The organism is Leptolyngbya sp. GGD, assembly GCF_026735145.1.
GTDB lineage: Bacteria > Cyanobacteriota > Cyanobacteriia > Leptolyngbyales > Leptolyngbyaceae > Leptolyngbya > Leptolyngbya boryana.
The window spans coordinates 1,037,503-1,064,097 of the sequence record NZ_JAPQKE010000001.1 but is presented as its reverse complement, the minus strand read 5'-3'; the positions used below and the strand labels follow the sequence as shown (position 1 = coordinate 1,064,097).

27 protein-coding genes are annotated in these 26,595 nt (G+C 47.9%); 10 read left to right on the top strand and 17 right to left on the bottom strand.

Annotated features, from left to right (window positions below; all coding sequences use genetic code 11):
* Nucleotides 1–2 precede the first annotated feature (2 nt).
* From OU814_RS04985 to OU814_RS04960, 6 genes are all read right to left on the bottom strand, one after another.
* Complete coding sequence (locus tag OU814_RS04985; protein WP_268181024.1) at nucleotides 3–2,330, bottom strand: BamA/TamA family outer membrane protein; 2,328 nt, start codon at nucleotides 2,328–2,330, stop codon at nucleotides 3–5.
* A 179-nt stretch (nucleotides 2,331–2,509) separates the two neighbouring features.
* The gene (gene purC, locus OU814_RS04980; protein ID WP_017290212.1) at nucleotides 2,510–3,238 is read right to left on the bottom strand and encodes a phosphoribosylaminoimidazolesuccinocarboxamide synthase; all 729 of its coding nucleotides are present in this window, start codon (nucleotides 3,236–3,238) and stop codon (nucleotides 2,510–2,512) included.
* 373 nt (nucleotides 3,239–3,611) lie between these two features.
* Nucleotides 3,612–6,128 carry a TIR domain-containing protein gene (locus OU814_RS04975; RefSeq protein ID WP_268181021.1) on the bottom strand — a complete coding sequence of 839 codons (2,517 nt, stop codon included), beginning with the start codon at nucleotides 6,126–6,128 and terminating at the stop codon, nucleotides 3,612–3,614.
* A 13-nt stretch (nucleotides 6,129–6,141) separates the two neighbouring features.
* Nucleotides 6,142–6,300 carry a hypothetical protein gene (locus OU814_RS04970; RefSeq protein ID WP_268181019.1) on the bottom strand — a complete coding sequence of 53 codons (159 nt, stop codon included), beginning with the start codon at nucleotides 6,298–6,300 and terminating at the stop codon, nucleotides 6,142–6,144.
* A 45-nt stretch (nucleotides 6,301–6,345) separates the two neighbouring features.
* Entirely contained in the window at nucleotides 6,346–6,579 is a 234-nt protein-coding gene (locus OU814_RS04965; RefSeq protein ID WP_190653049.1) for a hypothetical protein, read from the bottom strand.
* A 2-nt stretch (nucleotides 6,580–6,581) separates the two neighbouring features.
* Entirely contained in the window at nucleotides 6,582–6,944 is a 363-nt protein-coding gene (locus tag OU814_RS04960; RefSeq protein WP_268181016.1) for a GIY-YIG nuclease family protein, read from the bottom strand.
* A 116-nt stretch (nucleotides 6,945–7,060) separates the two neighbouring features.
* Here OU814_RS04960 and OU814_RS04955 point away from each other — a divergent pair, with 116 nt between their 5' ends.
* Entirely contained in the window at nucleotides 7,061–7,291 is a 231-nt protein-coding gene (locus OU814_RS04955; RefSeq protein WP_268181014.1) for a hypothetical protein, read from the top strand.
* Here the strand turns inward: OU814_RS04955 and OU814_RS04950 are convergent.
* Nucleotides 7,288–7,416 carry a hypothetical protein gene (locus OU814_RS04950; protein ID WP_268181012.1) on the bottom strand — a complete coding sequence of 43 codons (129 nt, stop codon included), beginning with the start codon at nucleotides 7,414–7,416 and terminating at the stop codon, nucleotides 7,288–7,290. The genes OU814_RS04955 and OU814_RS04950 overlap by 4 nt on opposite strands.
* Nucleotides 7,417–7,435: 19 nt before the next feature.
* On the opposite strand from OU814_RS04950, the gene OU814_RS04945 reads away from it, so the two are divergent.
* The gene (locus OU814_RS04945; RefSeq protein ID WP_017290220.1) at nucleotides 7,436–7,639 is read left to right on the top strand and encodes a hypothetical protein; all 204 of its coding nucleotides are present in this window, start codon (nucleotides 7,436–7,438) and stop codon (nucleotides 7,637–7,639) included.
* Entirely contained in the window at nucleotides 7,636–7,905 is a 270-nt protein-coding gene (locus OU814_RS04940; protein ID WP_268181010.1) for a type II toxin-antitoxin system RelE family toxin, read from the top strand. The genes OU814_RS04945 and OU814_RS04940 overlap by 4 nt, the downstream gene beginning before the upstream one ends.
* 25 nt (nucleotides 7,906–7,930) lie before the next feature.
* On the opposite strand, the gene OU814_RS04935 is transcribed toward OU814_RS04940, so the two are convergent.
* A complete protein-coding gene (locus OU814_RS04935) occupies nucleotides 7,931–8,533 on the bottom strand; it encodes a Uma2 family endonuclease (protein WP_268181008.1) in 603 nt (200 codons plus the stop codon).
* A 164-nt stretch (nucleotides 8,534–8,697) separates the two neighbouring features.
* On the opposite strand from OU814_RS04935, the gene OU814_RS04930 reads away from it, so the two are divergent.
* Entirely contained in the window at nucleotides 8,698–9,189 is a 492-nt protein-coding gene (locus OU814_RS04930; RefSeq protein ID WP_268181006.1) for a CPBP family glutamic-type intramembrane protease, read from the top strand.
* A gap of 79 nt (nucleotides 9,190–9,268) precedes the next feature.
* Here the strand turns inward: OU814_RS04930 and OU814_RS04925 are convergent, their stop codons facing one another.
* Complete coding sequence (locus tag OU814_RS04925) at nucleotides 9,269–9,562, bottom strand: nucleotidyltransferase family protein (RefSeq protein ID WP_190653044.1); 294 nt, start codon at nucleotides 9,560–9,562, stop codon at nucleotides 9,269–9,271.
* Between the two features lie 196 nt (nucleotides 9,563–9,758).
* On the opposite strand from OU814_RS04925, the gene OU814_RS04920 reads away from it, so the two are divergent.
* Nucleotides 9,759–10,949 carry a Coenzyme F420 hydrogenase/dehydrogenase, beta subunit C-terminal domain gene (locus OU814_RS04920; protein ID WP_268181003.1) on the top strand — a complete coding sequence of 397 codons (1,191 nt, stop codon included), beginning with the start codon at nucleotides 9,759–9,761 and terminating at the stop codon, nucleotides 10,947–10,949.
* A gap of 64 nt (nucleotides 10,950–11,013) precedes the next feature.
* Here OU814_RS04920 and OU814_RS04915 read toward each other — a convergent pair whose 3' ends face one another.
* Nucleotides 11,014–11,967: a LysR family transcriptional regulator gene (locus tag OU814_RS04915; protein ID WP_017290226.1), complete on the bottom strand. Its 954-nt coding sequence runs from the start codon at nucleotides 11,965–11,967 to the stop codon at nucleotides 11,014–11,016.
* A gap of 389 nt (nucleotides 11,968–12,356) precedes the next feature.
* Between OU814_RS04915 and OU814_RS04910 the strand changes: the two genes are divergently transcribed.
* Nucleotides 12,357–12,758, top strand: a complete 402-nt coding sequence (locus OU814_RS04910; RefSeq protein WP_017290227.1) for a fasciclin domain-containing protein — start codon at nucleotides 12,357–12,359, stop codon at nucleotides 12,756–12,758.
* Nucleotides 12,759–12,872: 114 nt separating this feature from the next.
* Here OU814_RS04910 and OU814_RS04905 read toward each other — a convergent pair whose 3' ends face one another.
* The 7 genes from OU814_RS04905 to OU814_RS04875 all read right to left on the bottom strand — a co-directional run bounded on the left by OU814_RS04905 (nucleotide 12,873) and on the right by OU814_RS04875 (nucleotide 23,017).
* Complete coding sequence (locus OU814_RS04905) at nucleotides 12,873–14,174, bottom strand: CO2 hydration protein (protein ID WP_268181001.1); 1,302 nt, start codon at nucleotides 14,172–14,174, stop codon at nucleotides 12,873–12,875.
* Nucleotides 14,175–14,235: 61 nt separating this feature from the next.
* Nucleotides 14,236–15,756 carry an NADH-quinone oxidoreductase subunit M gene (locus OU814_RS04900; protein ID WP_017290229.1) on the bottom strand — a complete coding sequence of 507 codons (1,521 nt, stop codon included), beginning with the start codon at nucleotides 15,754–15,756 and terminating at the stop codon, nucleotides 14,236–14,238.
* A 47-nt stretch (nucleotides 15,757–15,803) separates the two neighbouring features.
* Complete coding sequence (locus OU814_RS04895) at nucleotides 15,804–17,702, bottom strand: NAD(P)H-quinone oxidoreductase subunit F (RefSeq protein ID WP_017290230.1); 1,899 nt, start codon at nucleotides 17,700–17,702, stop codon at nucleotides 15,804–15,806.
* A 353-nt stretch (nucleotides 17,703–18,055) separates the two neighbouring features.
* Entirely contained in the window at nucleotides 18,056–18,505 is a 450-nt protein-coding gene (locus OU814_RS04890) for a hypothetical protein (RefSeq protein ID WP_017290231.1), read from the bottom strand.
* Nucleotides 18,498–19,634, bottom strand: a complete 1,137-nt coding sequence (locus OU814_RS04885) for a CO2 hydration protein (protein WP_268180998.1) — start codon at nucleotides 19,632–19,634, stop codon at nucleotides 18,498–18,500. The genes OU814_RS04890 and OU814_RS04885 overlap by 8 nt, the downstream gene beginning before the upstream one ends.
* A gap of 9 nt (nucleotides 19,635–19,643) precedes the next feature.
* Nucleotides 19,644–21,158 carry an NADH-quinone oxidoreductase subunit M gene (locus tag OU814_RS04880; protein ID WP_017290233.1) on the bottom strand — a complete coding sequence of 505 codons (1,515 nt, stop codon included), beginning with the start codon at nucleotides 21,156–21,158 and terminating at the stop codon, nucleotides 19,644–19,646.
* Nucleotides 21,159–21,181: 23 nt separating this feature from the next.
* Nucleotides 21,182–23,017 (bottom strand): NAD(P)H-quinone oxidoreductase subunit F, encoded by a 1,836-nt coding sequence (locus tag OU814_RS04875; RefSeq protein WP_017290234.1) that lies wholly within the window; start codon nucleotides 23,015–23,017, stop codon nucleotides 21,182–21,184.
* 471 nt (nucleotides 23,018–23,488) lie between these two features.
* On the opposite strand from OU814_RS04875, the gene OU814_RS04870 reads away from it, so the two are divergent.
* The 4 genes from OU814_RS04870 (at nucleotide 23,489) to OU814_RS04855 (ending at nucleotide 26,592) form a co-directional block, all read left to right on the top strand.
* Nucleotides 23,489–23,797 carry a carbon dioxide-concentrating mechanism protein CcmK gene (locus tag OU814_RS04870; protein ID WP_017290236.1) on the top strand — a complete coding sequence of 103 codons (309 nt, stop codon included), beginning with the start codon at nucleotides 23,489–23,491 and terminating at the stop codon, nucleotides 23,795–23,797.
* A gap of 63 nt (nucleotides 23,798–23,860) precedes the next feature.
* On the top strand, nucleotides 23,861–24,202 hold the full coding sequence (locus OU814_RS04865; protein ID WP_017290237.1) for a carbon dioxide-concentrating mechanism protein CcmK: 342 nt from the start codon (nucleotides 23,861–23,863) through the stop codon (nucleotides 24,200–24,202).
* A gap of 6 nt (nucleotides 24,203–24,208) precedes the next feature.
* On the top strand, nucleotides 24,209–24,508 hold the full coding sequence (locus OU814_RS04860) for a EutN/CcmL family microcompartment protein (protein WP_017290238.1): 300 nt from the start codon (nucleotides 24,209–24,211) through the stop codon (nucleotides 24,506–24,508).
* Nucleotides 24,509–24,567: 59 nt separating this feature from the next.
* Nucleotides 24,568–26,592 (top strand): ribulose bisphosphate carboxylase small subunit, encoded by a 2,025-nt coding sequence (locus tag OU814_RS04855; protein ID WP_268180989.1) that lies wholly within the window; start codon nucleotides 24,568–24,570, stop codon nucleotides 26,590–26,592.
* The last annotated feature ends 3 nt before the right edge of the window (nucleotides 26,593–26,595 follow it).

The window sequence follows — 26,595 nt, the reverse complement described above, 5'->3', positions numbered from 1 at the left end:
GTTTAGAATCGCTCCCCAAAGCCGAAGCGAATGTTGTTGCCGCCTTGATCATTCCAACCAAAGTCGATCCGAATTGGACCTAAGGGCGATCGTACTCTCACACCGACTCCATAGCCCAGACCGCTGCCAGGTTTACCCCGCACACCCGCCGGATTGCCTGGAACCTTATCGCCTGAGCCGAGATCAGTCGCAGCATCGACAAATAGCGCGCCCGAAATAATCGAGAAGATCGGGAATCGGTATTCTGCGGTCGCTTGCAAGTAGCTCTTACCACTTCCGACATCGCCTTCATCGTAACCGCGTACCGAGTTGGTTCCACCCAATGGAAACGCTTCATACGGCGGCACATCTCCCAGGATTGTTCCACCTTGAATGTTGAACGCAAAGGCTTGGGCACAGCGCCCTTGAGGTTGGTTCTGTAAATCAACTCGACGGGTATCGCGATCGCGACATTCAGGCGTAAATTTCGTCAATCGAGTCGGAATGTAGAAGCTATAACTTCCCCGCAATCGGTTGAAGAAAATACTGCCTGACCCAATCGGTAGCGATTGTTCGGTACTAAATTGCAGAACGGAGCCGCCTGTCGGTTGCAGAAAATCATTTCTGCGATCGCGTCTCAGTACTAACTGCCCGGTGAACAAATCATCTTTACCCGAAGGATCAAAGGTCAGCGGATTACCCAATTCATCGACTCGGCGACGAATTCCATCTGCATCGGTTGCGGTGACTCGTTGATACTGTAATCCGAGTGAAGCTGTCCATTCGGCTCGCTCAAACACATTGCGCGACAGCGGACGGGCAAAGCTAATGCCGCCACCTGTTCGGTTAATTCTGGGTCGATCGCGATCTTCATTTCCCAGTCGAACTTCGGGATCACCCCCATCAAAAATCAGCGAAATCGTTCTGCGTCGGAACACGCTTAACGTGTAAGAAGTCCGGTACGGATCACCTGCAATCCAAGGATCAGTAAACGACAGTTCATACTGCTGATCTCGCTGACCAATTTGCACTTCAGCATTCAGCTTTTGGTTGTTCCCGCCAACGTTTTGCTGTCCATAGCTGAGACTTCCAAAGAAGCCACTAGCTGAACTAAAACCGCCCGCAAGCCCGATGTTTCCGGTATTTTTCTCGACCGCATTTACGACAAGAACCACTTTTCGGCGATCTTCACCCACATCCAAAGACGGACGGAGATCTTCAAACAGTCCTAGTCCAAATAGTCGTTGGAAATCGCGCTCTAAAATTTGACGGTTAAAAACTTGTCCAGGCTTTAATTCGAGTTCGCGCGTAATAATAAAGTCCCGCGTTCTACCCCGAATCGGATTGCCTTTGGCATCGCGATCGCTGCCTTCTTTATTAATAAATCGAACCTGAATTCGCTCGATTTCACCTTCTGCGACCTGCAAGACAACCGTTCCGTCTGGGTTAATCTGCGGCTGTTGTGCATTAATCACCTGCGCCAAGACAAACCCACGATCTTGGTAGTATTTCGTCAGTTCTTGAATGCCGCTCTGCAAATCTCGGAAGTTCGTAATCTTGCCGTACTGAGGGCTAAAGATTCGATTGACCACATCTGCGGGTACGACTTTGCTGCCTTCAAGCTGTACCGACTTCAACGGCGGATTCGCAGTTACTTCAAACGTGACCCGCACTCCAAGCGGTGTATCTTCCGGGGTCGCTCTCACATTCGAGAAAAATCCAGTCGCAAAGATGGCGTTGATATCGTTTTGCAACTGCGATCGCGTTGTTGTCCGTCCGGGCTGAGTTTGAATCACGCGATAGACTTCTTGCTGCAATTCCCCGTCAACACCTGAGACAACGACTTCAGACACTAACACTCTTGGCTCAGCTTCAGCGGGAGGTTGGGTCGGTTGTCCGGGTTGGGAAGTTGGCTGCTCTGGTTGAGGAGTTGGCTGCCCTGGCTGTAAAGGCTGGGTTGGAACCGCTTCTGAAGGCGTTTCTGAAGGAGTCTGCTGTCCTTCAGGCGTAATCGGTGCGGTTTCTGGAACCGTTGGAAGAGTCGGCGTAGTTGGCGTGATGGGAGCCGTTGGATTAATTTGAATCCGATCGGGCGTTTCTTGCTCGATCGTTCCTGCCTGAGCGATCACTGGAGCCATTTTTCCGTTCAGTCGCGTCTCGACAGGCTGGCTCGTCTGCATCACGGGAGTCGTTTTCACAACGACATCTTTTGCAGAAGGTTTAGATTTGGAAACGGTCGATCGATCCGTCAATTTAACTGGCTGAAGGGGCGATTTTGCCTCAGCAGAATGCGACAAGCCAAGCGTTGCCGTTAACGCAACCGCAGCCATCACAACAGGAGATAAGCGCATAGTATTCACAGTTTTTCGCACGTCCTCACACTCTTTCTGCTCAAAGCAGACACAACAACATCACAGAAGTCAGTCACGATCCCGCTAATCGGCAAGATTGTACCGCACCCTGAGTATCGATACTCATCCATGTGGAGGATTTCCAACTGGCTGATGCTGCATTTTCAACATTTCGCAGATCATACCGTCTGACCTAGCACCCTTTCCATTACTTGCCGATAAGCACCTTCCACATTTCCCAAGTCCCGCCGGAAGCGATCTTTATCTAAGACGCGACGATCGGGATCGGTTTCGGATTGATCCCATAGCCGACAGGTATCCGGGCTGATTTCGTCTGCCAGGATAATTTCTCCGCGCGAGTCGGTTCCAAATTCCAACTTAAAGTCCACCAATGTGATGCCACATTGCTGAAAGAAAGTTTGCAAGACCGAGTTAATCTGGTTTGCCATTTGAATCAGTTGCTCGATTTGCGCGGCGGATGCGAGATTGAGCACTCGCAATCGGTCGGGAGTCAATAAGGGATCTCCGAGCGCGTCGTCTTTGAGGTAGAACTCGACGAGGGGGGGATTGAGGGTCGTGCCTAACTTCAGTCCTGTTTGTTGACAGAGACTCCCGGCTGCAATGTTCCTGACGACGACTTCTAAGGGGATAATTTTGACGGCTTTGACCCGCATTTCGTTGCCTGAAGTCTGCTCGATGAAGTGAGTTGGGACTCCATTGGCAATCATTAATTTGAAAAGATGGGTGGCGATCGCGCAATTCATTTCGCCTTTGCCCTGAATGCTGCCGCGTTTCTGAGCATTAAAAGCCGTCGCGTCGTCTTTGAAATATGTCAGCAAAACTTCTGGATCTTCTGTAGCGTAGAGAATCTTAGCTTTGCCTTCGTAGAGTTTTTGACCAACAGACATGGGACGACAAGAATTTTAGAACGCTCATCATTGTACAACTCCGGAACGTGGCATGAGTGAATGATGAATCTGTTCGTGCGATCGCGATTTCCCCGGTGCGATCAAGCTGTGGATCGTGAGCGAATCCTTCTGACACGAGGGAATTATGTAATTTCCGCAGGGCGAATCGAATGCGACGCAGGGCGAATCCTTCTAACACGAGGGAATTATGTAGTTTCCGCAGGGCGAATCGAATGCGACGCAGGACGAATCCTTCTGGCAGGATGAATTCTCGTATTTCCACACAACGATCAAGAATGCGACGGTAGGCAAATCCTTCTCCTGCGGACGAATCTCTGTGGTTTTTGAAGCGCGATCGTCGAGAGTTGCGCTTTTAGAGTCTGTCGATCGGCAGCAGCAGATTATTTTCAATCTCTTGCCGCACAGACTCGCTAACCGCGCACTCTATTTTCAGCAATTCGACTAGAAATTTATTGGCATCGTAGTACTGTCGTAGAGCCTGCTTCTGGGGTTCAGTAAACTGCCAGTCATGCCCCATGTTGCGATGCTCGATCGTAAACTGACGTAATGCATCAGTCCACTGCTGTCCTTCGACACTCCACCAACGCTTGAAAGACTCAAAGTTCTGCTTGGGAGATTCTTGAGATAGCCGTTCTCTAAGTTTTTCGAGCTTTTTCATTAACTCCAGGTCGAGCGCGAGGTCGAGGACACGGGCGAGGTCGAGGTCGAGAACACGGGCGAGGTCGAGGGCACGAGCGAGGTTGAGGTCAAGGTCAAGGTCAAGGACGCGGGCAAGGTCGAGGGCGCGGGCAAGGTTGAGGTCAAGGTCAAGGTCGAGGGCGAGGTTGAGGTCAAGGTTGAGGGCACGGGCGAGGTCGAGGGCGCGGGCAAGGGTGCGGGCACGGACGCGAGCGAGGTCAAGGTCAAGGTTGAGGGCGAGGGCACGGGCGAGATTAAGGTCAAGGTCAAGGTCAAGGGCGAGGGCAAAGTAAAACGCTCGAAGTGCGAGAGGTCGATATTTTGTATTAACAGATTCGGCTTTTTCGCAAACCCATGTTAGAAAGTTCTGTAATTTGGCATCCTGCGAAACAGAGTAATCGACCGCCTGTTTAATCAGCTTGAGCAACTTGTCAGAGGATTGAGATCGAACGAGTTGCTTCACTACCTCTTGCCACTGAAGATCGGCTATCTTGCTAGCAAGGTGCTCTAACGGAAGTTGATTCAGCCATTGCACCGTAAAGTGTTCCTGAAAGGTGAGATGAGAAAATGACCATAGCTGATCGGCGCGTTCGACGAGTAATCCATGCTGCGCTTCGATCGCCCTCAACACAGCTTCTCCATCTCTCAGATTATCAAGCTTGAGAAGCTCGACAATCTGCTGCATCAAAACTTTCTGCTCAAACAATACAAAGTTTTTTGGATTCTCAAATTTCCACGCTGCAATCTCAGTAAGCAGTTGCTTCTTCTGCTCTAGGGTAAGGGCACGATAGACTTTGTTTCCCATCTCCCATTCAGGAATCTCCTTCCGATCATTCCATCGCTCTAATAGCAAATTGATTCCCTGGTCATAGAGCGAAGCCGCCTGAGCCGGCAATTCTCCTGTATCCTCAAAAACCCAGCACATCAAACTCAATAGTACTGGCGTTACGGTTAATTCTTTGAGAGATGGATTCTTGTTGATCTCACCCGCAAATGTTTGCCATTGCTGCCCGACTTCGTTTTCCTCCAATCCACTCGCACAAAACCAATTCTCAACAAATCGCTGAACTTGCTCTGGATTGAAGTCTGCTACCTCGACCGCCGTAAAGCCCTGTGGCATCTCCCCAGTAATAACCTGAGTCCGACAAGTCAGGATAAATCGATTTCCAGCATGTTTTGGTTCTTTAGCAATGTCGCGCACTTGCCTTTGCACATTGCCTCGAAACGAACTGCTTGGAACTTCATCCAGCCCATCCATTAAAATTAGCAACTGCCCCTGCTCTAAGAGTTTTTCTGTCTGCTGAGGAGATAGCTCTAGCTGTTGAGAGATCGCATCTAACAACTTCCATTTCGTCGATCGAATCCGTCGCAGTTCAATCAAAACCGGAATCAGATCTGACTGAAACCTCTCCTTACTGCAATCCACTGCCAAATGCTTGAGAAATGTTGTTTTCCCTGCCCCCGGTTTTCCTAGAATCAGCAAACGATTGTTTTGATTCGCAACTTTCATCCCGTCATCTCGGAAATTGCGATCGCCCAATCCCAAGCGATCGTTCCGCAGATCAAACAACTCCCACATCTTTGATCCTGGCTGCAATGTCTGAGTGGGACGCTTCAGCAACCACACATCAACGTAAAGCTGATCGACTGTAATCTCAGTTTGGTTTAGTAAGCGGATTGAGTTGTACTGAGAAATCATCTTGTGCCGACAGCGCGAGCGAATTTCTTCAATCCATTGCTGCTGCTCTGTAGCAACCTTCCGAATTCCCTTCGCAATTTCTGTAAAAACTTCATCTTCATCGTCCCACTTTGTAACAGGTTTAATCCCACCACCTGTAACAGTTGGAAGCCCTTGAAGTTTACCGAACGGTGCAGATTCCCAATCACAAGAACGCAGAATAACTGGAATTACACGAGCGATTTTTTGATCATGAAGCTCGATTGCTCTCCGCATCTCCTTCTCATAACAGTAATCAGAAGCTAGAAAATCAGCACTAACTAACAGCAAAATTAAGTCAGCCGTATTCAAGTTCTTATCGATTTCTTCTGCCCATTCAGTTCCAAGCGGAATCATTCGATCGTGCCAAGTTCCAATCACACCCTGTCGCTCAAGCAATTTGAGATGAGTATTCAGTTTCTCTCGCAAATTCTCGTCTTTATGCGAATAGGAAATAAAAAGCTTCAGCGGCATGGGGCAACACTCATCAGCGATCGAAGAGAACAGGAGAATTCTTTCTTCTCAATGTAATCAATCCAAGGTCTTTTAGTCTAATTCGGAAAAATTGCGATCGCGCACCACTAACCCCTGAATCTCTGCGATCGCACGCATTAGCCAATTCAGCGATCGCCATCAAAAAAGCCACAACCTCATCAGATTGCAGCTTCTCATCACAAATCCATCCGTCGTTTTAACTCAGACCCGTTGACTTGCTGCCAAAATCTACAGAAACGGGATTGCAACCCGGAAAATTGACCGCATCCTCATCAAGAAAACCAGCGATCGCCATTTCAATCACAGCCTCAACGGGAAAATTCACCTGCGCCGCATAAGTCAAAAGTCCTAACCGAATCTTCTCCGGCAGTCCATCTAGAAATGCTTGAGCTACCTCTGGGCTAAGATGTTCACGAGTTTGGGCTTGCATGATTATTCCTCCCGCTTCTTACGAACGTTATAGCGTGGCTGTGCAGATCGGATCATCAGTGTTTCGAGTCGATCACCCTCTCGAAAAGACTGAATAGTGAGCAGTTCTACCGCAATACGGATATCAAAAGGACTGTAACAATCCAGAAACGCCCAAAAAAAAGCCTTATACCCATTATCTCGAAATCGCCGCCGCAGACTCACCGCTAACCCAATATACAAGATTCCTTCTGCTCGATGGCGCACAGCATACAACCCACCGAAAGCAGGCATATTTCTAAACTCACGACTTAGCGGATAGCACTCGTCAAAAGGCATCAAGGATAGCCGATTTAGAATTGTTTGGGCTTCTTCCTCTAATTGCATCGTGGTAAAGCCGCCTCTTGAAATAGATGTTCGTAAGGCGCAATTTTACCACTGTAAGATTGTGGAAGAATAAACCACTTAAAAGTCACATCTACTAGCCAGATGAGAGATGAACCATGACTTCCAGCAGTATCGAATCCTTCAATGCAGAACCAGAAACCATCGAGCATTTAAGCCTAGTTGCAGCCCGAATGATGTTAGCCGCATTTCCGCCCCACATTCAGGCAGCATTTGAACGACGCGCTAAAGCCATTAACTATCCCGTAGAAGCCGTGTTAGAAATGGCAATTGTAGGTTTCCTCGACGGAGAAGCCCTAAGTTTCGTCGATTGTAAACCTCGATATTAGATTTTGCGATCGCACTCATTCGCCATTGCATCGATCGCTGAACCGTGATTTACGATCGCGAGAACGATCATTGCCAGTTGAACAGCTTGGGTTAGCAAGGATTCCAGATTAAGATGAAACTGCACGCCTATGTGACTCGATCAAATGAGCGCTCAAAACTATCCCTTTGCTCAGGAATTCATTACAGATGCGGAAGGACAAATTCGCAAGGTTGTGATTGATATTACGGATTATCGGAAGTTAATTGAAGCGATCGAAGATGAAGGACTTTATCGCGCCATGCTCGAAGCCCGTCGCGAGGAGCCTCTGAGTTTAGAAGAAGCCCGCAAGGAAATGGAAAAAGAGTGAATGTTGAATACTTGCCTAAATTTCTGAAAGACTTGAAGGCACTCAAAAGTACTACAGGATTTGAATCTATAAATTCGCTCGTATTTGATGAGATTCCTAAATTTGAGCGATTGGAAGACATCAACAATCTGAGCAAACTTAAGGAATTTGATAATGCTTATCGAATTCGTGTAGGAGATTACCGCATTGGCTTCTTCTTTGAAGAGAACACTTTGACGTTTGCTCGTGTTTTGCATCGGAGCGAGATTTATCGGTATTTTCCTTAGAAATGGCGGAAAGCTGGAAATCTATTTACCAAATCTTCGCCATCCGCAGCACAAATCCTGGTAGTTCTGGATCACCGCTCACCATCTCAGGTTGCTCCAAAATCTCAGGCGATTGACCCCGACGATAAACGTGAACCGTCGTGTTTTTGCGATCGATCAAAAACCCCAACACTGCCCCATTCTCGATGTACTCTTGCATCTTCGCTTGCAGTCTGCTCAGCATATCACTCGAAGACCGAAGTTCAATCACAAAATCAGGACAAATCGGCGCAAACGAAGCTTTTTGCTCATCAGTTAACGCATTCCACCGCTCTGATCGAATCCAGGAAGCATCTGGCGATCGTGTCGCCCCATTCGGCAACGTAAACCCTGCACTCGAATCAAACACCTCCCCCGTCCCATCCTGCTCAGCCCACACCCCAAGCTGCGCCGTAATCTTAGCATTTCGATTTCCCGTATCCGAGAAAGCAGGCGGCATAATAATCACTTCTCCCTTCGCCGTCCGCTCAATTCGCAAATCCCGATTCGCTAGGCAAAACTCATAAAACTGCTTGTCTGTCATCTGTACCAGCGCCGGAAAGCTAACGGTTAAAGGAATTGGCTCCGATTGAATCAGCAACGTCGTCATGATTCCTGCTCCCGACTCAGTACATTTACACTTCAAATGTAATCCTAATTCTAGACGAACTGATTCCGAACTCACGAGCCAATTGAGCGATCGCCCACCTTTCACCCAAATCCTCAGACCTTCTTGTGTAGAATCATCGCCATTACGAACCGAGAAAACTAATCATGAAAGTTTTACTTCGACTCCGGGATGCACTTCTCACCGTTCCAACGTGGAGAGATTGGCAAGAAGAGATCGTACTTCTCACACTCTTCGGCATCATTTATTTACCGATCGGTTTCAGCCTAAACTTCCTCAAGTTCCAGCCCGAATCAAACTGGCAAACAATCATTGCCGTTCTCTTCAGTTCGTTCTGGATGCCGGGAGTGAATGAAGAACTTGTATTTCGAGGCTTGCTGATTCCTCGGACTGGATCGCGAAAATGGGCGATCGCTTTTAGTTGGCTCTTATTTTTGGTCTATCACCTGCATCCCTTCGTACCTCCATTCTTCCGAACACCTGCTTTTTTGATCGGCGCAGGACTGGTGGGAATTGTTTGTACGGTTTCTTACCTTAGAAGCAAATCGATCTGGAGCGCGATCGTCATTCATTGGTCAATCGTTGCTACTTGGCTGTTAGTGCTAGGTGGATTAGATTTATTTCGATTGCAGAGATAGCAATTGGAAATTCATAAACTTGGCGACTTCGCGATCGCATCCAAAATATCCTGAAGATAGTCCTCCGTATATCGTTGACTCACAGATAAACAACCTCTGCTAAAATCCGTTCCCCAATCCGAGGCTTCAAGCCAGATTTATGAACTAAATCCACTTTGATGCCGAGACTATCACTGAGGTAGTTCTCTAAAGTGACAAATTTCAATAAACTGGGTATCTCAGAAAACTCCACCAGCAAATCAACATCACTCGTTTCTGTCTGCTCTTGCCTTACATAAGAACCAAAAATTCCCAATTCTTTCACGTGATAGCGCTCTTGCAGAATTGGCTTATGCAGCACCAGCCATTGTCGAATTTCCTCTAAATTTTTCATCGCATTTTATCTGACTCATCTTCTAGATCCTAATTCATCGGTCGATCGTCTAGATTTAGCTCCTGATATTTGACCTTTAATCTGTTGCCATCGACCAATTCATCCGGGACATTGCGAATCGCAATCTGAGTGCATCGATCGCACCCCCGTTCAAGGTATTGTGATCAATAGCGATCGAGAAAATTCTTTTTTAACAATGACCCTAGTTCCTCACAAGAAAGCAAAAGCGCTAAAACCGTCGAGCCGTCGTCCTGCGAAAGAACTGTGCAGCGAATGTGGATTGTGCGACACCTACTATATTCACTACGTTAAAGAAGCCTGCGCGTTTATCAATCAGCAGATCCCCGAACTCGAAACTCAAACGCACGGACGCAGCCGAGATCTAGAAAACGAAGACGATCTGTATTTCGGAGTCAGCCAAGACATGATGGCAGCCCGCAAAACAGAACCGATTCCCGGAGCGCAATGGACAGGAATTGTAAGCACGATCGCCATTGAAATGCTGACTCGCGGCATGGTCGAAGGGGTCGTCTGCGTTCAAAATACCGAAGAAGACCGATTCCAACCCAAACCCATCATCGCCACAACACCCGAAGAAATTCTCGCAGCTCGGGTCAATAAGCCAACACTTTCCCCGAATCTCTCAGTTTTAGAGCAGATCGAACAATCGGGAATGAAACGGCTTCTCGTCATCGGAGTCGGGTGTCAAATTCAAGCTTTGAGAGCCGTTGAGAAAAAACTGGGGCTTGAGAAGCTTTATGTTTTAGGCACACCTTGCACCGATAATGTCACCCGTGCAGGCTTGCAGAAATTCTTAGACACCACCAGTCGATCGCCCGAAACCGTGGTCTACTACGAATTCATGCAAGACTTCCAAGTGCATTTCAAACACGAAGATGGCTCAACTGAATTAGTCCCCTTCTTTGGCTTGAAAACAAACGAACTCAAAGACGTGTTTGCACCCTCTTGTCTCAGTTGCTTTGACTATGTGAATTCGTTAGCCGATTTAGTCGTTGGCTATATGGGTGCGCCATTTGGGTGGCAGTGGATTGTCGTGAGAAACGATCGCGGACAAGAAATGCTCGATCTCGTTCAAGACCAGATTGAAACTCAACCCGTGATGTCAAAAGGCGATCGACATCAAGCTGTCCAGCAAAGTATTCCGGCTTACGATAAAGCAGTCACATTACCCATGTGGGCAGCAAAGCTGATGGGTGTTGTAATTGAGAAAATCGGACCGAAAGGATTGGAATATGCGCGTTTCTCGATCGATTCTCATTTCACTCGCAATTATTTGTATGTGAAACGCAATCATCCTGAAAAACTAGAGCAACATGTTCCCGACTATGCAAAACGCATCGTCGAACAATATAAATTGCCGGATTGAAGCTGAAGCCGTTAGAAGTTGGAAGTGTTGAAGCACTCCAACTTCTAGCTCCACTGAACAAGAGCTACACCTCAACTTTTTGCGGTTGCTGTTGTTCCATGCCCAGCAGCGAAGTTGCTTCAGCCACCTGCTTCCCTTCATTCATCAAGTAATCGTAGAAGGCTTTCGCGATCGCAGAAAGCTGCTTTCCAGACGGATGCACCACATACCAAGACCGCTCGATCGGGAAGCCTTCAACATCCAAAATCGTCAGTTGATTATTTAACCCTTCCAGCGCCAGCGTATGCTTCGAGAGAACAGATAATCCCATTCCACCCGCGATCGCCTGCTTAATCGCCTCATTGCTGCCCAAATCGAGCTTCACCTTCAAGGGCAACCCGTGAGCATCAAACAACTTCTGCACCGCCTTCCGCGTTCCCGATCCGGGTTCCCGCATAATAAACGGCTCCTCACAAATCCGTGAAATCGGAATATTCTTCTCATGTGCAAGCGGATGCGTCCGGGGAGCAAGTACCACCAGCGGGTTCTCCATAAATGGCTCACAATGAGCATCCGAATCATCCGGCAACTGACTCAGAATGTACAAATCATCCCGATTATCTGCCAAGCTATCTAGCACGTACTGATGGTTCGTTACCGTCAGCGACACATCGATCCCTGGATACCGCTGACAAAACGGCCCCAAAATTCTCGGAATCACATACTTCGCAGTGGTAACGACCGCAAGGCGCAACGTCCCCTGCTTCAACCCTTTGAGATCAGCCACCGAAATCTGAAACTGATCCAGCCGTTCAAACACATCTCGACAAGTCGAGTACAACTCTTTGCCCGCTGCCGTCAGATACAGACGTTTACCTACTTGTTCAAAGAGCGGCAATCCAACTGTTTTCGACAGTTGTTTGACTTGCATCGAGACGGTTGGCTGAGTGAGAAACAATTCCTCAGCGGCGCGTGTAAAACTACTATGACGTGCGACCGCTTCAAAAACTTTTAGTTGGTGCAATGTAGCATTTTGCAAAGCGAACTCTCCTAATTCGAGAAATGGCAGATTGACAAGCGGAAAAAACTTTTAATCGGAGCATCAAAAAACCACTGTATAGAATCAAATCTATGTTTTTCATAGACAACAGTGATTTTTTCTTATAGGTTTTGTAGCTATGATAATGCATAAGAGCATATTGCTCCCTTCCAATCTGGCGTTGTACGATTCAAAGTTTTGTCGGAGCGAGTCGCAGATTGTAGTTTTTGCAGTCCGTTGCTTCCCTTCAGTCTATGGCGTGCAACGCTTTCCTTATGGCTGCTAACAGAGATTTTCTAACTGAACTGAATTAGCGTCCGGTTGGTATGTGATGCTAATGGTGTGAAAAATTCTAGCCTCCCTTTTGTCCTTTATTTTGCGATCGCACTATGGCAGACATTGTTGATATTGCAGTTGGCGCGGGTTCGTTTACGACATTAGTAACGGCAGTTCAAGCCGCGAATCTAGTCGATGCGCTGAAAAGCCCGGGACCATTTACGGTGTTTGCACCGAACGACGAAGCGTTTGCTAAGCTTCCTCCTGGAACCATTCAAACGTTAGTGCAAAACATCCCTCAATTAGCTCGCATCCTGACGTTTCATGTCGTAGCTGGTAAGTACATGAAAGCCGATTTAGAGAAACTCGGATCGCTGCCTTCGCTCGAAGGCTCACCGATTCCATTTCATTTTGAGGATGGGTTCGAGGTGAAGAATGCAACCGTCTTAGCAGCAGATATCGAGGCAGATAACGGCGTGATTCATGTGATTGATACCGTGATTCTGATGGGTTAGATATCGGGTGAGTTTGAAAGAACGATCGTCATTTAGACGATCGTTCTTTTTGTGGAATGAAGCTACGTTGTCAGGCATATCGCTCTCTGCAATTCCTGACAACAGCGCGTCATTTTACCGATAATCCTGGCTTTGAATCTCCCGGATTCGGGATTCTGGGCGCAAGAATCGATCCAACTGAGATTCAAAGAACCGTCGATTCGCCATCAAGTGATTCGGATTTGTATCATCCAATGGATACAGCAATGCACAGCGTAATGCCTGAATCACGGCAGAGGTGACACAATACATCGATCGCTGGAAACTGACGGCAAGCTGCACCAGCATGTCATCTTCACCCCGACAATGCTGCTTGTAATACTCCACCAAATAAGGCGGCAAGAAGTGCAACATATCCTGAGCTAAGAATGTCGGCGGAATTCCAGCCGTTCCCACTGGAAACTTGTCCGCATACAGAACACCGTAATGGAAGTCCTTTTGATCGTCAGGAACCTGTTTCGCCTGAGCGTTGTAGGACTTCGTACCTCGGAACGGAGACGTTCTGTAAAAGACAGCTTCTACATAAGGCAACGCTGCCTCATATAACCAGGTGAATCCTTTTGACTTAGGAATAATTTCAAAGCATTCACCATCAATGTACACATGATGATAAATTGGGCGACCTGCGATCGCGAAAATTCCATTCACAAGGAAATCCATCGCTTGCGGGACAGTCGCTATCTTCCCTTCATCATACAAATCTGACATCTCGAAGAATACAGGAGCCATCACTTCCCAGAACAATCCGAGATTCGCATAGTACGATGCTTGACGGCACTGTTCCATAAACATATCTGGGAACAGCTTGTACAATCCTGCCATCACTGGATTCTTGCGGAAATAAGCCTTGATGGCGCGATCGGCATTCGCCTTGTATTCATCGCTATCGAGATACGGATCGAACTGATTCACCGGAACATACATGCCACGATGCCACAACATCGCCCGCATACATTCTTCCGCAAACTCCATGTTGATGCGATCGTGCCAAAGGTGATGGAATGCGCGCGGCAATTTCTGATTGAGTTCGCCCTTTTCCATAAACTCAATCAGTTCTGGATGCGCTTCTGCTGTGCCTCGCCAAATCCGCAGATCAGCGTCATCGCCTGCATAGTGATTGTGGCGCTTCATATACTCATCTGAGATGAAATATTTGAAGATGGGCAGCGGATTCAGAAACACTTGCTCACCGATATAGAGCAAATCGCGCCAGTAAAAATCCATTGGCACAGCATACGCTTTGTATAGCCCAATAATCTGCATCAGATTCTCAGGCGTATCGGGAAGCATTGCACCCCCTGCTTCCAAACGATGAATCACGTCAGCAAAAGGATGCTGTGATGGGGGCAGCTTCGTGCGAGGAGCGGGCATGTTCATGGTCAGTTCTCTCCTGGATCAAGAATGCAAATGAGCTATCGATGATGGGTATCCGACCGTACTAGGAACGATCAGCAGAATTAAAAGCAACTTGCTCGGCTTGAGGTAAAGCAGCCGTGACGAGAGCCTTGGTCGTCTGCTCACTCCAGCACACTAACCAAGTTGGCTGAATTCCAAGCCAAAAGATCAATGCAGTCAAAGCTAAAGCCGGAACATACTCGACAAATCGCACCTTCGGGAAGTAAGCCGTCTTGTTGTCTAACTTTCCAAAACAAGTCCGATTCAGCAGAATCACAAAGTAAACCGCAGTCAGTCCTGTTCCCAAAATCGCGATCAAGGTTTGCCAAGGGAACCGAGCAAAACTACCTTGGAACACCAAGAACTCAGCAACAAAGCCTGCTAATCCTGGAATCCCAGCACTCGCCATTGCAGCCAGAATCAACAAAGCACTCGTCAGCGGCAGCCCCCGAATCGGATTCAGCAGCCCGTTGAGAATATCGCGATCGCGCGTTCCAGTCTTCGCCTCAACTAATCCAACCAGATAGAACAAGAGCGCCAAGATTAACCCGTGAGCCACCATCTGTGACACTGCGCCCACCATTGCTAGCGGAGTCAAAGCAGCAGCACCGAGCAACACATAGCCCATATGCGCGATCGAGCTAAATGCGACCATTCGCTTAATATCATGCTGCGCGAGTGCAGACAAAGCACCATATAGAATCGAAACGGCTGCAATAATCGCTAATCCAGGACTGACAAGCTGCCACGAGTCTGGAAATAAGCCCAAGCAGAATCGAACTAAACCGTAAGTTCCAAGCTTCGCCAAAATTCCACCTAGCAAAATTGCAACGGGAGTCGAAGCTTCGACATACGTATCTGGTAGCCAGGTGTGCAGAGGCACGAGAGGCGTTTTGATTCCAAATCCAACCAGCAACAGGGTCAACAGAATTAACTGCGCGTTCTGTGGCAAGGCAGCAACATTGATATCTGCATAATCAAAGCTCGGTGCATGACTTAACCAGGTCACACCCAGGAATCCTGCCAAAATCAGCATCCCCGACATTGCGGTGTAAATCAGAAACTTCATTGCCGCATATTCGCGCTTCTGTCCACCCCAAATCAGAATCAGCAAGTAGAAAGGCACTAATTCCAATTCGTAGAACAAGAAGAACAGCAGCAAATTCTGAGCTAGGAATGCCCCTGCAACACCCGCATTCACAATCAGGAGCATCGAATAAAACAAGCGAGGACGTTGTAGAACTTCCCCAGTCTTTAATCCGAACGTGCCACTAAATGCCACGAGCGCAGTAATCAAGCTGCCTAATGCCAGCAAAGGAAGAGATAAACCATCCACTGCCAAACTGTAGCTAATTCCCAACGTTGGAATCCAAGCGTGATATTCCTGCATTTGGAATCCGGGAACGCTGAGATTGAAATTGAACATTAGCACAATCGTCCAAAGCAAAATTGCGCTAGAGACTGCGATCGCACTGGTTCGAGCTTGTTTTTCAGACAAATTTGGGACTAACCCAATGACTAACGCCCCAATGAGCGGTAGCCAAATCAAAGGACTCAGCATCATAATGTTTTCCTTTCGCAGATCGGTTCTAGAGGGAATTTAGAGGCTTCTTAACGCTGAACATTCATCACAATGTCAGTCGCACTTTGAGGGAATAGCGAAATCGAAACCTGCGACAGAAAGGGCAAGCTCAACAACACGCTGATCAATGCAATTCCAAACAGAATGGTCAACATATAGAATTGCGATTGCCCAGAGTTGCTATACCGCAGATTGCGTCCACTAATCAGCGTCAGTACGCCAAATAAGTTCAATCCACCATCGACGAGATATTTATCAAACCAAGAGGTAATTTGAGAAACGAGCGCAACGAGGAAAACAACGGTGCTGCGATACAGATTTGGCGTGTAGAAGTCATACGCCAACAAATCTTGCACTCCTTTCCAAGGCAGAACCACAGGTTTCGCAATGTTCTTGTTGAGATAGACGATCGCACTTGCGGCAATTCCTGTCACCGTTGACCAAATCAGCAGCAATGCCAAATCTGTATTCACTTCAGCCCAACTTGGCAACAGATTCAAGGCTTGCATAATCAACGGCAGATGCAGGATAAAGCCCATCAACACAATCATCGGCAGTGCCATCCAGTAGTGAATTTCTGGCGATCGCTGAGCCATCTGTTTCGACTCGCCTTTAAACACGAGACAAAAGACTCGCGTCACACCAAATGCGGCAAAAGCATTCACTAATAGAACCACACCCACAAGCCAAGGCTGCGTTTCCCAGATTCCGGTCGTGATTTTGAGCAATGCCCAGAAACCGCCCAACGGAGGAAATGCAACTAAGCCCGCTAATCCAATTAAAAAGCTCAATCCAGAAACCGGACGACGCGACCACAATCCACCCAACTGCGTGACATCTTGCGTGATGCTATTCCAAACGACTGCACCACTGCCCATGATCAACAGCGCTGATGCCAAAGCGTGAGACAAGACCAACAGCAAAGCAGCATCCGGTTGCTGCGTTCCCACAGCAATGAACACCAAGCCCATGTATGCCGTCACGAGATAAGATTGCGTCCGTTTGATATCAATTTGCGCGATCGCGATCAACGAACCCCCGATCGCACTGACTGCACCAATAAAGATCGTCACGCCTAACACCGTCGGAGACAACGCCAAAACGGGTTCTAACTTAAACAGCACCCAAGCTCCGGTTGCAACCACGACCGAGTTCCGCAGAATTGAAGCGGGAACTGGTCCTTCCATCGCCTCATCGAGCCATAAGTGCAGAGGGAACTGCGCGCATTTACCCATTGGCCCTGCAATTAGCGCTAATCCAACCAAAGTAATCACTTTCGGATCAACCTGAGCCGTTTTTGCCCATTCTGCCAGTTCATTAAAATCCCATGTTCCTGCTAGGGGTAAGAGTGCGACCACACCCATCAACAAGAACAAGTCGCCCAACCGCTTCGTTAAGAATGCATCTCTCGCACCCGTGACGACGAGCGATTGGTTAAACCAGACTCCGACCAGCAGATAAGTCGCGAGGGTCAGAATTTCCAGAATAAAGTAGGAGAAGAACAAAGAATTGCAGAGCACTAAAGCAGTCATTCCCGCTTCAAAGAAGGCAAGCAGCGAGAAGAATCGCGCCCATCCCCAATCCATCTCCATGTAGCCAAACGCATAAGTTTGTGCCAGCAGGTTAATTCCGGTTACGAGGACGATCGCACCAACGCTAAGAGTCGAAATTTCGATCGGAATCGTCAGATTTAATCCTGCGACATCGAGCCAAGGAATCAGAATTTCCTGGGGAGGTTGGTTCCAAGTTGCAGGCAGTGCAAAAGCAGCGTGCAAGAAGGAAGCAAAAGACATCAGACCGTTAAGGTAACCGGAAGGACGAGGACCTGTCCGCCGTGTGATACCCGGAAACCAAAGGGCGGACAAAATCGCGCCCAAAAGAGCATAACAAGGGATTAACCAAATGCTCTGGAGCAAAGGGTGAGCCATCGAAATTCACCTCTAGATAGCAAGCTGAACCAGTCAGAAATTTGAGATAGAAAAAATTGCGCCGAACTCTACGCGATCGCGCTGCAGAATTAAGGTTTAGATTCCCTTAATGATTTGTGTTCCCTTAATATTTACCACACCTAAACATTGAAAGAAACCTTGCTATCGCGAGAGATCGACCGCTGAAATTCAATGGCTGCAATACATATAGTATTTAGATTATGGTTTCAATTCACCGAATCAATTATTGTCGATACTGATTTCCGAGATTGATAGATTTCTATGGTTAATCCAGAAAATAGCTTGTAGCTCAATAAATGTTTTTTTGATCAAATTTTATTGAGAAAAATCTATCAGTCAAATATCTTAATCTGATTAGAATCCGCTCTGAAAATCACGCGATCGCCATACTTTAACCCTGAAATGAAAGGAGCAATCACTTCTACGATCGAGGGATTCTGAAAATGTCCAATCTTCGTTTCAGGATGCGGATAGTAAACGAAACTCTCAAAGCTTTGATGCTGATAGATAATCTGACAGGGGACAAACGAAAAATTCTCTGGAGCAAATCCTTCTGCCCACTCAACATCTCTAAAGACATAGGGAGCAGCAAGAATTTCAAATCGTTTTGGACTGATATCAATGTTCAACGTGCCCGGAAAGCACGCGGTCAAATCAAGTCCACGTGCCTTAAAAATCGGAGTCTGCATCTCGATCGTGCCTTTCGGGTAGGGGCTATGTTCAGCTTTACCTGATGCGACCCCGTACCCTGCTTGCACAGTTCCATCAATTTGTTCAAACATCACAAGACTGGAAAGTGAGTAGCCTCGACTCTAACAATTTATCCATCCAACCTTCTAGATACCTGCGATTGATTTCTTGTTCTTTTGGATCTTGAGTCTCAATTGGATGCGGAGCCAAGCCCAAAATTGCGGCGGTCGTCACACAGAACATTGATTTCTGGAAGCTGTAACAAATTTGAACTCTCAGATCCGTTTCGCCTCTGACCGAAGTCCGATAAATCTCATGCAGATATTCTGGCAAGTAATGCGTCATATCTTGCATCAGCAAGGTGGGCGGAATTCCTCCACCCCCAATTGGTAACGGATCAGCATAAAGCGCCCCGTAAGAGAATCGCTCCTGCTCTAGCGGAATTTGGCGAGCTTGAGCATTGTAAGAAACCGTTCCCATAAACGGAAAAGACTTAAAGAAAACTGCCTCAACATAAGGCACTGCCGTATCCATCAAGAAGGTCAGTCCCGCAGATTTCGGCATGAGGTCGTAAGTCTGACCCTCAATTTCAACGCTCAGCGTAATCGGCAAGCTCGCATTGTTGACTAAGCCTGCTTTGACATGATTGACGACATCCTGAATCGTTTTGATTTCGCCACGATCGTAGCGATCGCTCAATTCCAAGAACATCTCACTCATGACCGTCCAGAATTGCCCAATCCCGCTGTAGTAGCAAGATAAGCGAACTTGCTCTAGCAAAAAGTCTGGAAAGACTTTTGATACACCTTGAATAAAGAGATTCTTTTTGGTTTTGGCTGCGATCGCTTTTTTTGCTAGCTCAATGAATTCAGCGCTATCGAGGTAAGCATCTAGTCCACCTCCCCCGTGCCACATCATGGCTTTCATACAGTACTCAGAGAACTCGTAATTAATGCGATCGTGCCACCAATGCTTGAAGAGTTTTTGAGCTGTAATCTCGCCATCAAAGTACTTGAAGAACGGAAACAAGACTAAAAACTGCTTCTCAGCAATAAAGTTGAGATTTTTCGAGTAAGCGCCTAAGACAACGCCATAGCTTTTCAGGACACCCACAACTTCAACTAAATTCTGAGGCGACTCTGGCAACAATGCGCCACCAGATTCGAGGCGCTCAATGATGTCAGCCAAGGGATGCGTGGATTTGATCGGGGCAGCAACCATAACTTCTCTCTACTCCATCGGTAAACTTGAAACTGGTTCGATCGAGGAATGGGTTTTCGCGATCGTCGAATATTCTTGCAACATGGCGGTCGTCGTACTTTCTGTCCACCGAATCATCCAACTCGGCTGCAATCCAAACACGACAATCAATGCGGCTAACACAAACGAAGGCGCACGCTCAGACCACTGTACCGGAGGCAAATTTGCAAACTGATCGGGCAAGCGTCCAAAGAACGTCCGATTCACCAACAGCAAGAAATAAACCGCAGTTAAGCCTGTCCCAATCATGCTGAGCAACGTTTGCAGTGGAAATGCATTAAAGCTCCCTCTAAAAATTAAAAACTCAGAGATAAATCCGACCATTCCAGGAATTCCAGCACTCGCCATCACGCCCACAATCATCAAACTTCCGATAATCGGCAAGCCTTTTTCAGGAGCAAGTAATCCTTTGAGAACGGTAATATCGCGAGTCCCGGTCTTGGTATACACCACACCTACTAATGCAAAGAGCAGCGCCGAAATCAATCCATGACTGATCATCTGGAAAACTGCGCCCAACATACTCAACGGTGTTGCTGCTGCTGCTGCCAGCAAGATGAATCCCATATGCCCGACAGAACTGTAAGCCACCATCTTTTTCATATCGGTTTGAGCGATCGCAGTGAATGCTCCAAATAGCACGCTTACCACTGCCCAAATCGCTAGACCCGGAGCCAAAGTTGCCCAAGCTTGCGGAAATAGCTGCAATCCAAACCGCAGCAATCCATAAGTTCCGAGCTTCAACAACACCCCAGCCAGTAAAACTGAAATCGGAGTCGAAGCTTCGACGTGAGCATCCGGCAACCAAGTATGCAGCGGAAACAGAGGAATCTTGATGCCAAAACCAATCAAAATAGCACCGAGCAAAATGATCTGAGTGGCTAACGGCAACGTCTGAGAGAGGGTTGGATTATATTCAAACGAACTAGCTCCACTTAACCAAGTCAGACCTAAAAACGCCATCAGAATCAAAATTCCTGAAACTGCGGTGTAGATCAAAAACTTGGTCGAAGCATATCCCCGTCTCGCTCCGCCCCAAATCGCAATCAGCAGATAGAGCGGAATCAGTTCCATCTCGTAGAACAAGAAAAACAGCAGCAGATTATGAGAGAGAAATGCTCCTGCAACTGCCGCATTAATCACAAGCACGAGCGCATAGTATAAGCGCGATCGCTGAACCTTCAAATCCGTTGAAAACAGTGCAATCAGCGTCAAAAAGCTATTCAGCACAATCAACGGCAGCGACAATCCATCTAGACCTAGGCGGTAAGTCAACCCCAAAGGTTCTAACCAGGGAATATTTTCACTAAATTGCAGTCCGATATTAATCACATCAAACTGGGTCGCCACCACAAGCGAAACAATAAGCGTGAGACTGATCACCGCGATCGCGCTTCTTCTCACCACCAAATCTGAGATCGATCCTGGCAACAGTCCAACCACGATCGCACCCAGTATGGGAATCCAAATCAATGCACTTAACATAAGCGATTCCGAAGTTTAGAAAGTTACCACATCGACCAAGTGAGCAAAGCTCCCAGCAAGCCAACGACCAACGCGATCGTCAACATATAAGCTTGAGAGCGCCCAGAAGCACTATATTTCAGCGTCTCACCACTCAAAATAGAAGCAAGCCCAACTAAATTCACCACACCATCGACAATATAGCGATCGAACCATGCACTAAATTGCGAAATCGAACTGACTAACAGCACAACACTGAACCGATACAGCCGATCAATATAAAAGTCATACGCTAAGAAATCTTGCACAAACCGCAGTGGAGCCTGAATCGGGCGAGTCCAAGCATAGTTGAGCTTCAGTGAGGCTCCCAACGCACAGCCTGTAATTCCTGACATCAGCAACAACCCCGCGGCTGACCAATTCATAAACTCCCAACTGGGCAAAAGCTGCAACGAATTCAAGATGACCGGAACGAGTAAGGTCACCACACTCAGCGAAATCATCGGCACTGCCATGGTCCAAGGGACCTCTGGCGCACGTCGCGTTTTTGGCTGTGGATTGCCCATAAACACTAAGCGATACACTCTCGTCAAACTCAGCGCCGTCAAAGCATTCACCGCTAAGATCACAACAATCAACCAAGGCTCGCCATACCAAAAATCATCTAAGCCTCGCTGCAATGCCCAAAATCCGCCCAGTGGCAGCAAGCCAACTAATCCTGCGGCTCCGGTCAAAAATGCGGTCGTCGTTGCAGGCATTCTCGACCACAATCCGCCCATTTCTGTAATGTCTTGACCACTGGTCGTCAGAATAATCGAGCCAGTACTCATAAATAAAAGCGCTTTCGCGATCGCATGAGCAAACAGCAAAATCAACGCGAAATCTGTCCAACCAATTCCAACCGCAATAAAGACTAATCCTAAATAAGCACTCGTCGAATGGGATAACGCTCGTTTGATGTCAATCTGAGCAAGAGAAACTAATGAAGTCCCGATCGCCGTTACTGTCCCAAGCGCCACTAAAGCAGTCGAAGCGACCGGAGACAAACTAATAATCGGTTGCAGCTTAATCAAGACATAAGCTCCACACCCCACAACGACCGAATTTCTCAAAATCGAAGCTGGATTCGGTCCTTCCATTGCTTCATCAAGCCAGAGGTGCAGCGGAAACTGAGCACATTTCCCAATCGGGCCTGAAATCAAAGCCAATCCGAGCAAAGCCGAAACAGTAGGGGACAACTCTGCATGTTCCGCCCACTCATATAAATCTGGAAAATTCAAGCTACCAGAGAATGCTGAAAGGGCAACGACACCCATCAGAAGCAATACATCCCCGACTCGCTTCGTCAGAAACGCATCTCGTGCCGCCGTCACGACCAAAGGCTGTGCATACCAGAACCCAACTAATAAATAAGTTGAGAGCGTCAGCATTTCCAACAGCGCGTAGGTCAGAAATAGTGAATTACTGATCACTAGCCCGCTCATTGCGGCTTCAAAAAAGCCCATCAGCCCGAAAAACCGACCCAATGCCCAGTCTTTCTCCATGTAGCCGATCGCAAAGAATTGAGCCAGCAAACTCAACCCTGTAATGACCCCCATCGCCCCAACGCTGATTGGAGAAAGTTCCAGCGAAAACGTCAGATCCAAATCTGCCGCCTTCAGCCAATGAATATCAAAATACTGGGGTTCCTGTCCCCAGACCGCACTAAATAGTGCCAATCCATGCACAAACGCCAGCACCGTCGTCAATATATTGAGATATGCTGCTGGACGCTGACCGGAAGACTGAATCAATCCCACCGACCAAGGTAGGGTTAGGATTGCGCCCAGTAACCCATAACACGGAACCCACCAGCTTGTTTCAATTAGGAACTGCTGCATCTTTCTCCGCTCACAATCGTTAAGTTTGATAAAAATGCCCCCCGACCGCTCAAACCTGGGGAGCCTCAAAAGGTTGTCTTCAAATAGAACGCTTTAAAAATGCTTGAGATTCAGCTTAGCGTCTCGACTGTGGAAAAGTAAAATGCGATCGATAGACAGAACCAATCATTGTGATTCACTTGGACTTATATAGATTTATTTTATAATTTATTAATATTTTATACATTGCCTAGAAATCGTTCTATGGTTAAAAGTTGACGAACTGAGATGCCGTTTCTACATCAGCCCAACTTATGTCAGAAATTTGCAACTATCATTGGACTTTATATTGCCAAGGGTCAGGCTCGACTCTATTCTTTTAAGTATGGCACTGTGGAAGATTCAAAAAGGCTAAGGATGATGGGCGATCCCCGTCGCTTCTTTCAGTTTAAGATGATGAATTAGTTCCACCTAACTTTTGGAGAATCGAAAATGCCGATCGCTGTGGGAATGATTGAGACGCGGGGCTTCCCGGCTGTGGTGGAAGCCGCAGACGCGATGGTGAAAGCCGCTCGTGTCACCCTGGTTGGCTATGAAAAGATTGGTAGCGGTCGCGTGACTGTTATCGTTCGGGGCGATGTTTCTGAAGTACAAGCTTCTTTGGCAGCGGGATTGGAATCAATCAAGCGCGTCAACGGAGGCGAAACTGCTTCAAGTCACATCATCGCGCGTCCACATGAGAACTTAGAATATGTGTTGCCGATTCGATATACCGAAGCGGTTGAACAATTCCGAAGTTAGCGTTTGACGCAAGTTTGTCTGGTTTGAATTGACATCGTTTTTTGATTGGAAGGGAGAATTACAATGGCTATTGCAGTTGGCATGATCGAAACGTTAGGGTTTCCCGCAGTTGTGGAAGCCGCAGACGCAATGGTCAAAGCAGCTCGTGTCACCTTGGTTGGATACGAAAAGATCGGTAGCGGTCGCGTAACTGTGATCGTGCGAGGCGACGTTTCCGAAGTGCAAGCTTCAGTCGCGGCTGGAATTGAAAATGTGAAGCGCGTTAACGGCGGACAAGTTCTGTCAACTCACATCATCGCGCGCCCGCACGAAAACCTCGAATACGTGCTGCCGATCCGTTACACCGAGGCAGTTGAACCGTTCCGTGAAAGCGTGAGCGGCATCCGTCCGTTGAACCGTCCATAATCCCTGATGCAAATTGCGAAAGTTCGGGGAACCGTTGTTAGCACTCAGAAGGAGCCGAGCCTGAGAGGGGTAAAGTTTCTTCTGGTGGAATTCCTAGATGAGGAAGGGCAGCCACTTTCAGTCTATGAAGTGGCTGCGGACAACGTTGGCGCAGGGGTCGATGAATGGGTTTTAGTGAGTCGTGGCAGTGCGGCGAGACAGGTTCCCGGTAGCGAGAACCGTCCCGTCGATGCGGCTGTGATCGCCATTATTGATACAGTGAGCGTGGATAATCGCCCGCTGTACAACAAAGGAACTCAATACTAGAAGCTTCTCCCTGCACAGATTTAGCTTGCTGAATGTGCGGTTTTGTTAGGAGAAAAGATATGGCAGTCCGTAGCTATGCGGCTCCGCCTACCCCGTGGTCGCAAACCCTAGCTGAACCGAAAATTGATGAGTCAGCGCAAGTTCACTCATTCTCAAATCTGATCGGCGATGTGCGGATCGGGGCGAATGTGTTGATTGCGCCGGGAACATCAATTCGGGCAGATGAAGGGAATCCGTTTTTCATTGGACAAAATTCCAAAGTACAAGACGGAGTTGTGATTCATGGATTAGAGCAGGGGAGAGTCGTTGGGGACGACGGAAATTCCTATTCGGTCTGGATTGGAAACAATACTTCGATCACCCACATGGCACTGATTCACGGACCTGCCTATGTGGGTGACGGTTGTTTTATTGGATTTCGATCGACGGTGTTTAACGCCCGAATCGGAGAGGGTTGCATTGTGATGATGCACGCACTGATTCAAGATGTCGAAATTCCGGCTGGGAAGCTTGTGCCGTCCGGTGCAGTGATTACCACCCAGCAGCAAGCCGATCGATTACCAGAAGTGAGTGAGCGCGATCGCGCCTTTGCGACTTATATGGTCGGTATGAATTCGGCATTGAACGTTCCCAGTGCGAGAAATGCGGCTGTTCCGAGTCGGGATGCCGCGAATCAGTCCACAGCAGATGTTAAAGCTAGCAGTAGCGCTACAGAAAATGGGTCAACTATGAGCGGCGAAGTTATTAACCACGTTCGGCAATTGCTGGCGCAAGGATATCGGATCGGGTCAGAACATGCAGATAAGCGGCAGTTCCAGACCAGTTCTTGGAAAAGTTGTGCGCCGATTCAAGCAACAAACGAGTCCGGTGTTTTGGCAGCATTACAAGCCTGCCTTGCAGAACACAGTGGCGAGTATGTTCGCTTGATCGGAATTGATACGAAGAATAAGCGACGAGTTTTAGAGGCAATTATTCAGCGTCCAGGAGACAAGCCTGTATCGTTGGGTGGCGGTTCGAGCTATGCGGCGGCTCCGTCTTATAGCAATTCGTCTTACAGCAGTCAGCCTGCTTCTAACGGCAATGGTTATAGTGCAGGCGGTCTAGATTCGGCAGTTTTGGCTCAAATCCGCCAAATCTTGTCGAGAGGCGGACGCATCGGAACCGAACATGCTGATAAGCGGCAGTTCCAAACTAGCTCTTGGAAAAGCTGTGCGCCGATTCAGTCTACGCAAGAATCTGCGGTGGTCAGTGAACTGCAGCGCTGTTTGGCAGAGCATAGCGGTGAATATGTTCGCTTAATCGGGATTGATACTCAGAATAAGCGTCGGATGTTGGAAACCATCATTCAACGTCCGGATGGTAAGCCTGTCGCTCAACCGACTTCGCATGTTGCGGCTCCGGCTTCTGCGCCTTCAGGTGGTAGCGGCGGTTCGACTTCGGGCGACGTTGCTGATCAAATCAATCAACTGCTAGCTCAAGGTGCAGTGATCGGTTTGGAATTTGCGGATGAGCGACGCTTTAAATATGGCTCTTGGAACAGTGCACCTCCGATTCAGGCGGGTTCTGCTTCGCAAGCCTTGGCTTCTCTCAACGCATTCTTACACGAACACAGCCATGACTATGTTCGCTTAGTTGGTGTTGATCCGAGACAGAAAAAGCGCATTGCTGAAGTCGTGATTCACCGTCCGGGAAAAGCTCATGCTTCTAACGGCAATGGCTACAGCGGTTCTGCTGCTTCTGAACCTCCAATGTACAATGCACCGTCAAGCTACAAGTCTGAGCCTCCGCTTTATACACCCTCTAGCAATGGTAACGGTCGTCTAAGTTCGGATACTGTGGATCAGATCCGTCAGTTCGTGCGTCAAGGCTACAAGATTGGGGTAGAGTTCGCGGATCAGCGACGCTACAAGACCAGTTCTTGGCAGACTGCGACTTCGATTCAGACGAGCCGCGATGCTGAGGCAATCTTAGAGGTTGAAGCTGCGATCGCGAACTATTCTGGTCTGTATGTTCGTTTAATCGGAATTGATCCGAAAGCAAAGCGACGTGTGGCTGAGTTAGTGATTCAACAGCCAGGTAAGTAGTAA

Excerpts from the sequence above, each read along its gene's own strand:
- OU814_RS04920 (WP_268181003.1), top strand. The coding sequence starts at position 9,759 with ATGACCCTAGTTCCTCACAAGAAAGCAAAAGCGCTAAAACCGTCGAGC.
- OU814_RS04945 (WP_017290220.1), top strand. The coding sequence starts at position 7,436 with ATGAGCGCTCAAAACTATCCCTTTGCTCAGGAATTCATTACAGATGCG.
- OU814_RS04885 (WP_268180998.1), bottom strand. The coding sequence starts at position 19,634 with ATGGTTGCTGCCCCGATCAAATCCACGCATCCCTTGGCTGACATCATT.
- OU814_RS04985 (WP_268181024.1), bottom strand. The coding sequence starts at position 2,330 with ATGCGCTTATCTCCTGTTGTGATGGCTGCGGTTGCGTTAACGGCAACG.
- OU814_RS04855 (WP_268180989.1), top strand. The coding sequence starts at position 24,568 with ATGGCAGTCCGTAGCTATGCGGCTCCGCCTACCCCGTGGTCGCAAACC.
- OU814_RS04875 (WP_017290234.1), bottom strand. The coding sequence starts at position 23,017 with ATGCAGCAGTTCCTAATTGAAACAAGCTGGTGGGTTCCGTGTTATGGG.
- OU814_RS04865 (WP_017290237.1), top strand. The coding sequence starts at position 23,861 with ATGGCTATTGCAGTTGGCATGATCGAAACGTTAGGGTTTCCCGCAGTT.
- OU814_RS04890 (WP_017290231.1), bottom strand. The coding sequence starts at position 18,505 with ATGTTTGAACAAATTGATGGAACTGTGCAAGCAGGGTACGGGGTCGCA.
- OU814_RS04935 (WP_268181008.1), bottom strand. The coding sequence starts at position 8,533 with ATGACGACGTTGCTGATTCAATCGGAGCCAATTCCTTTAACCGTTAGC.
- OU814_RS04975 (WP_268181021.1), bottom strand. The coding sequence starts at position 6,128 with ATGCCGCTGAAGCTTTTTATTTCCTATTCGCATAAAGACGAGAATTTG.
- OU814_RS04860 (WP_017290238.1), top strand. The coding sequence starts at position 24,209 with ATGCAAATTGCGAAAGTTCGGGGAACCGTTGTTAGCACTCAGAAGGAG.
- OU814_RS04895 (WP_017290230.1), bottom strand. The coding sequence starts at position 17,702 with ATGGCTCACCCTTTGCTCCAGAGCATTTGGTTAATCCCTTGTTATGCT.
- OU814_RS04910 (WP_017290227.1), top strand. The coding sequence starts at position 12,357 with ATGGCAGACATTGTTGATATTGCAGTTGGCGCGGGTTCGTTTACGACA.
- OU814_RS04930 (WP_268181006.1), top strand. The coding sequence starts at position 8,698 with ATGAAAGTTTTACTTCGACTCCGGGATGCACTTCTCACCGTTCCAACG.
- OU814_RS04965 (WP_190653049.1), bottom strand. The coding sequence starts at position 6,579 with ATGCAAGCCCAAACTCGTGAACATCTTAGCCCAGAGGTAGCTCAAGCA.
- purC (WP_017290212.1), bottom strand. The coding sequence starts at position 3,238 with ATGTCTGTTGGTCAAAAACTCTACGAAGGCAAAGCTAAGATTCTCTAC.
- OU814_RS04905 (WP_268181001.1), bottom strand. The coding sequence starts at position 14,174 with ATGAACATGCCCGCTCCTCGCACGAAGCTGCCCCCATCACAGCATCCT.
- OU814_RS04900 (WP_017290229.1), bottom strand. The coding sequence starts at position 15,756 with ATGATGCTGAGTCCTTTGATTTGGCTACCGCTCATTGGGGCGTTAGTC.
- OU814_RS04955 (WP_268181014.1), top strand. The coding sequence starts at position 7,061 with ATGACTTCCAGCAGTATCGAATCCTTCAATGCAGAACCAGAAACCATC.
- OU814_RS04880 (WP_017290233.1), bottom strand. The coding sequence starts at position 21,158 with ATGTTAAGTGCATTGATTTGGATTCCCATACTGGGTGCGATCGTGGTT.
- OU814_RS04960 (WP_268181016.1), bottom strand. The coding sequence starts at position 6,944 with ATGCAATTAGAGGAAGAAGCCCAAACAATTCTAAATCGGCTATCCTTG.
- OU814_RS04925 (WP_190653044.1), bottom strand. The coding sequence starts at position 9,562 with ATGAAAAATTTAGAGGAAATTCGACAATGGCTGGTGCTGCATAAGCCA.
- OU814_RS04870 (WP_017290236.1), top strand. The coding sequence starts at position 23,489 with ATGCCGATCGCTGTGGGAATGATTGAGACGCGGGGCTTCCCGGCTGTG.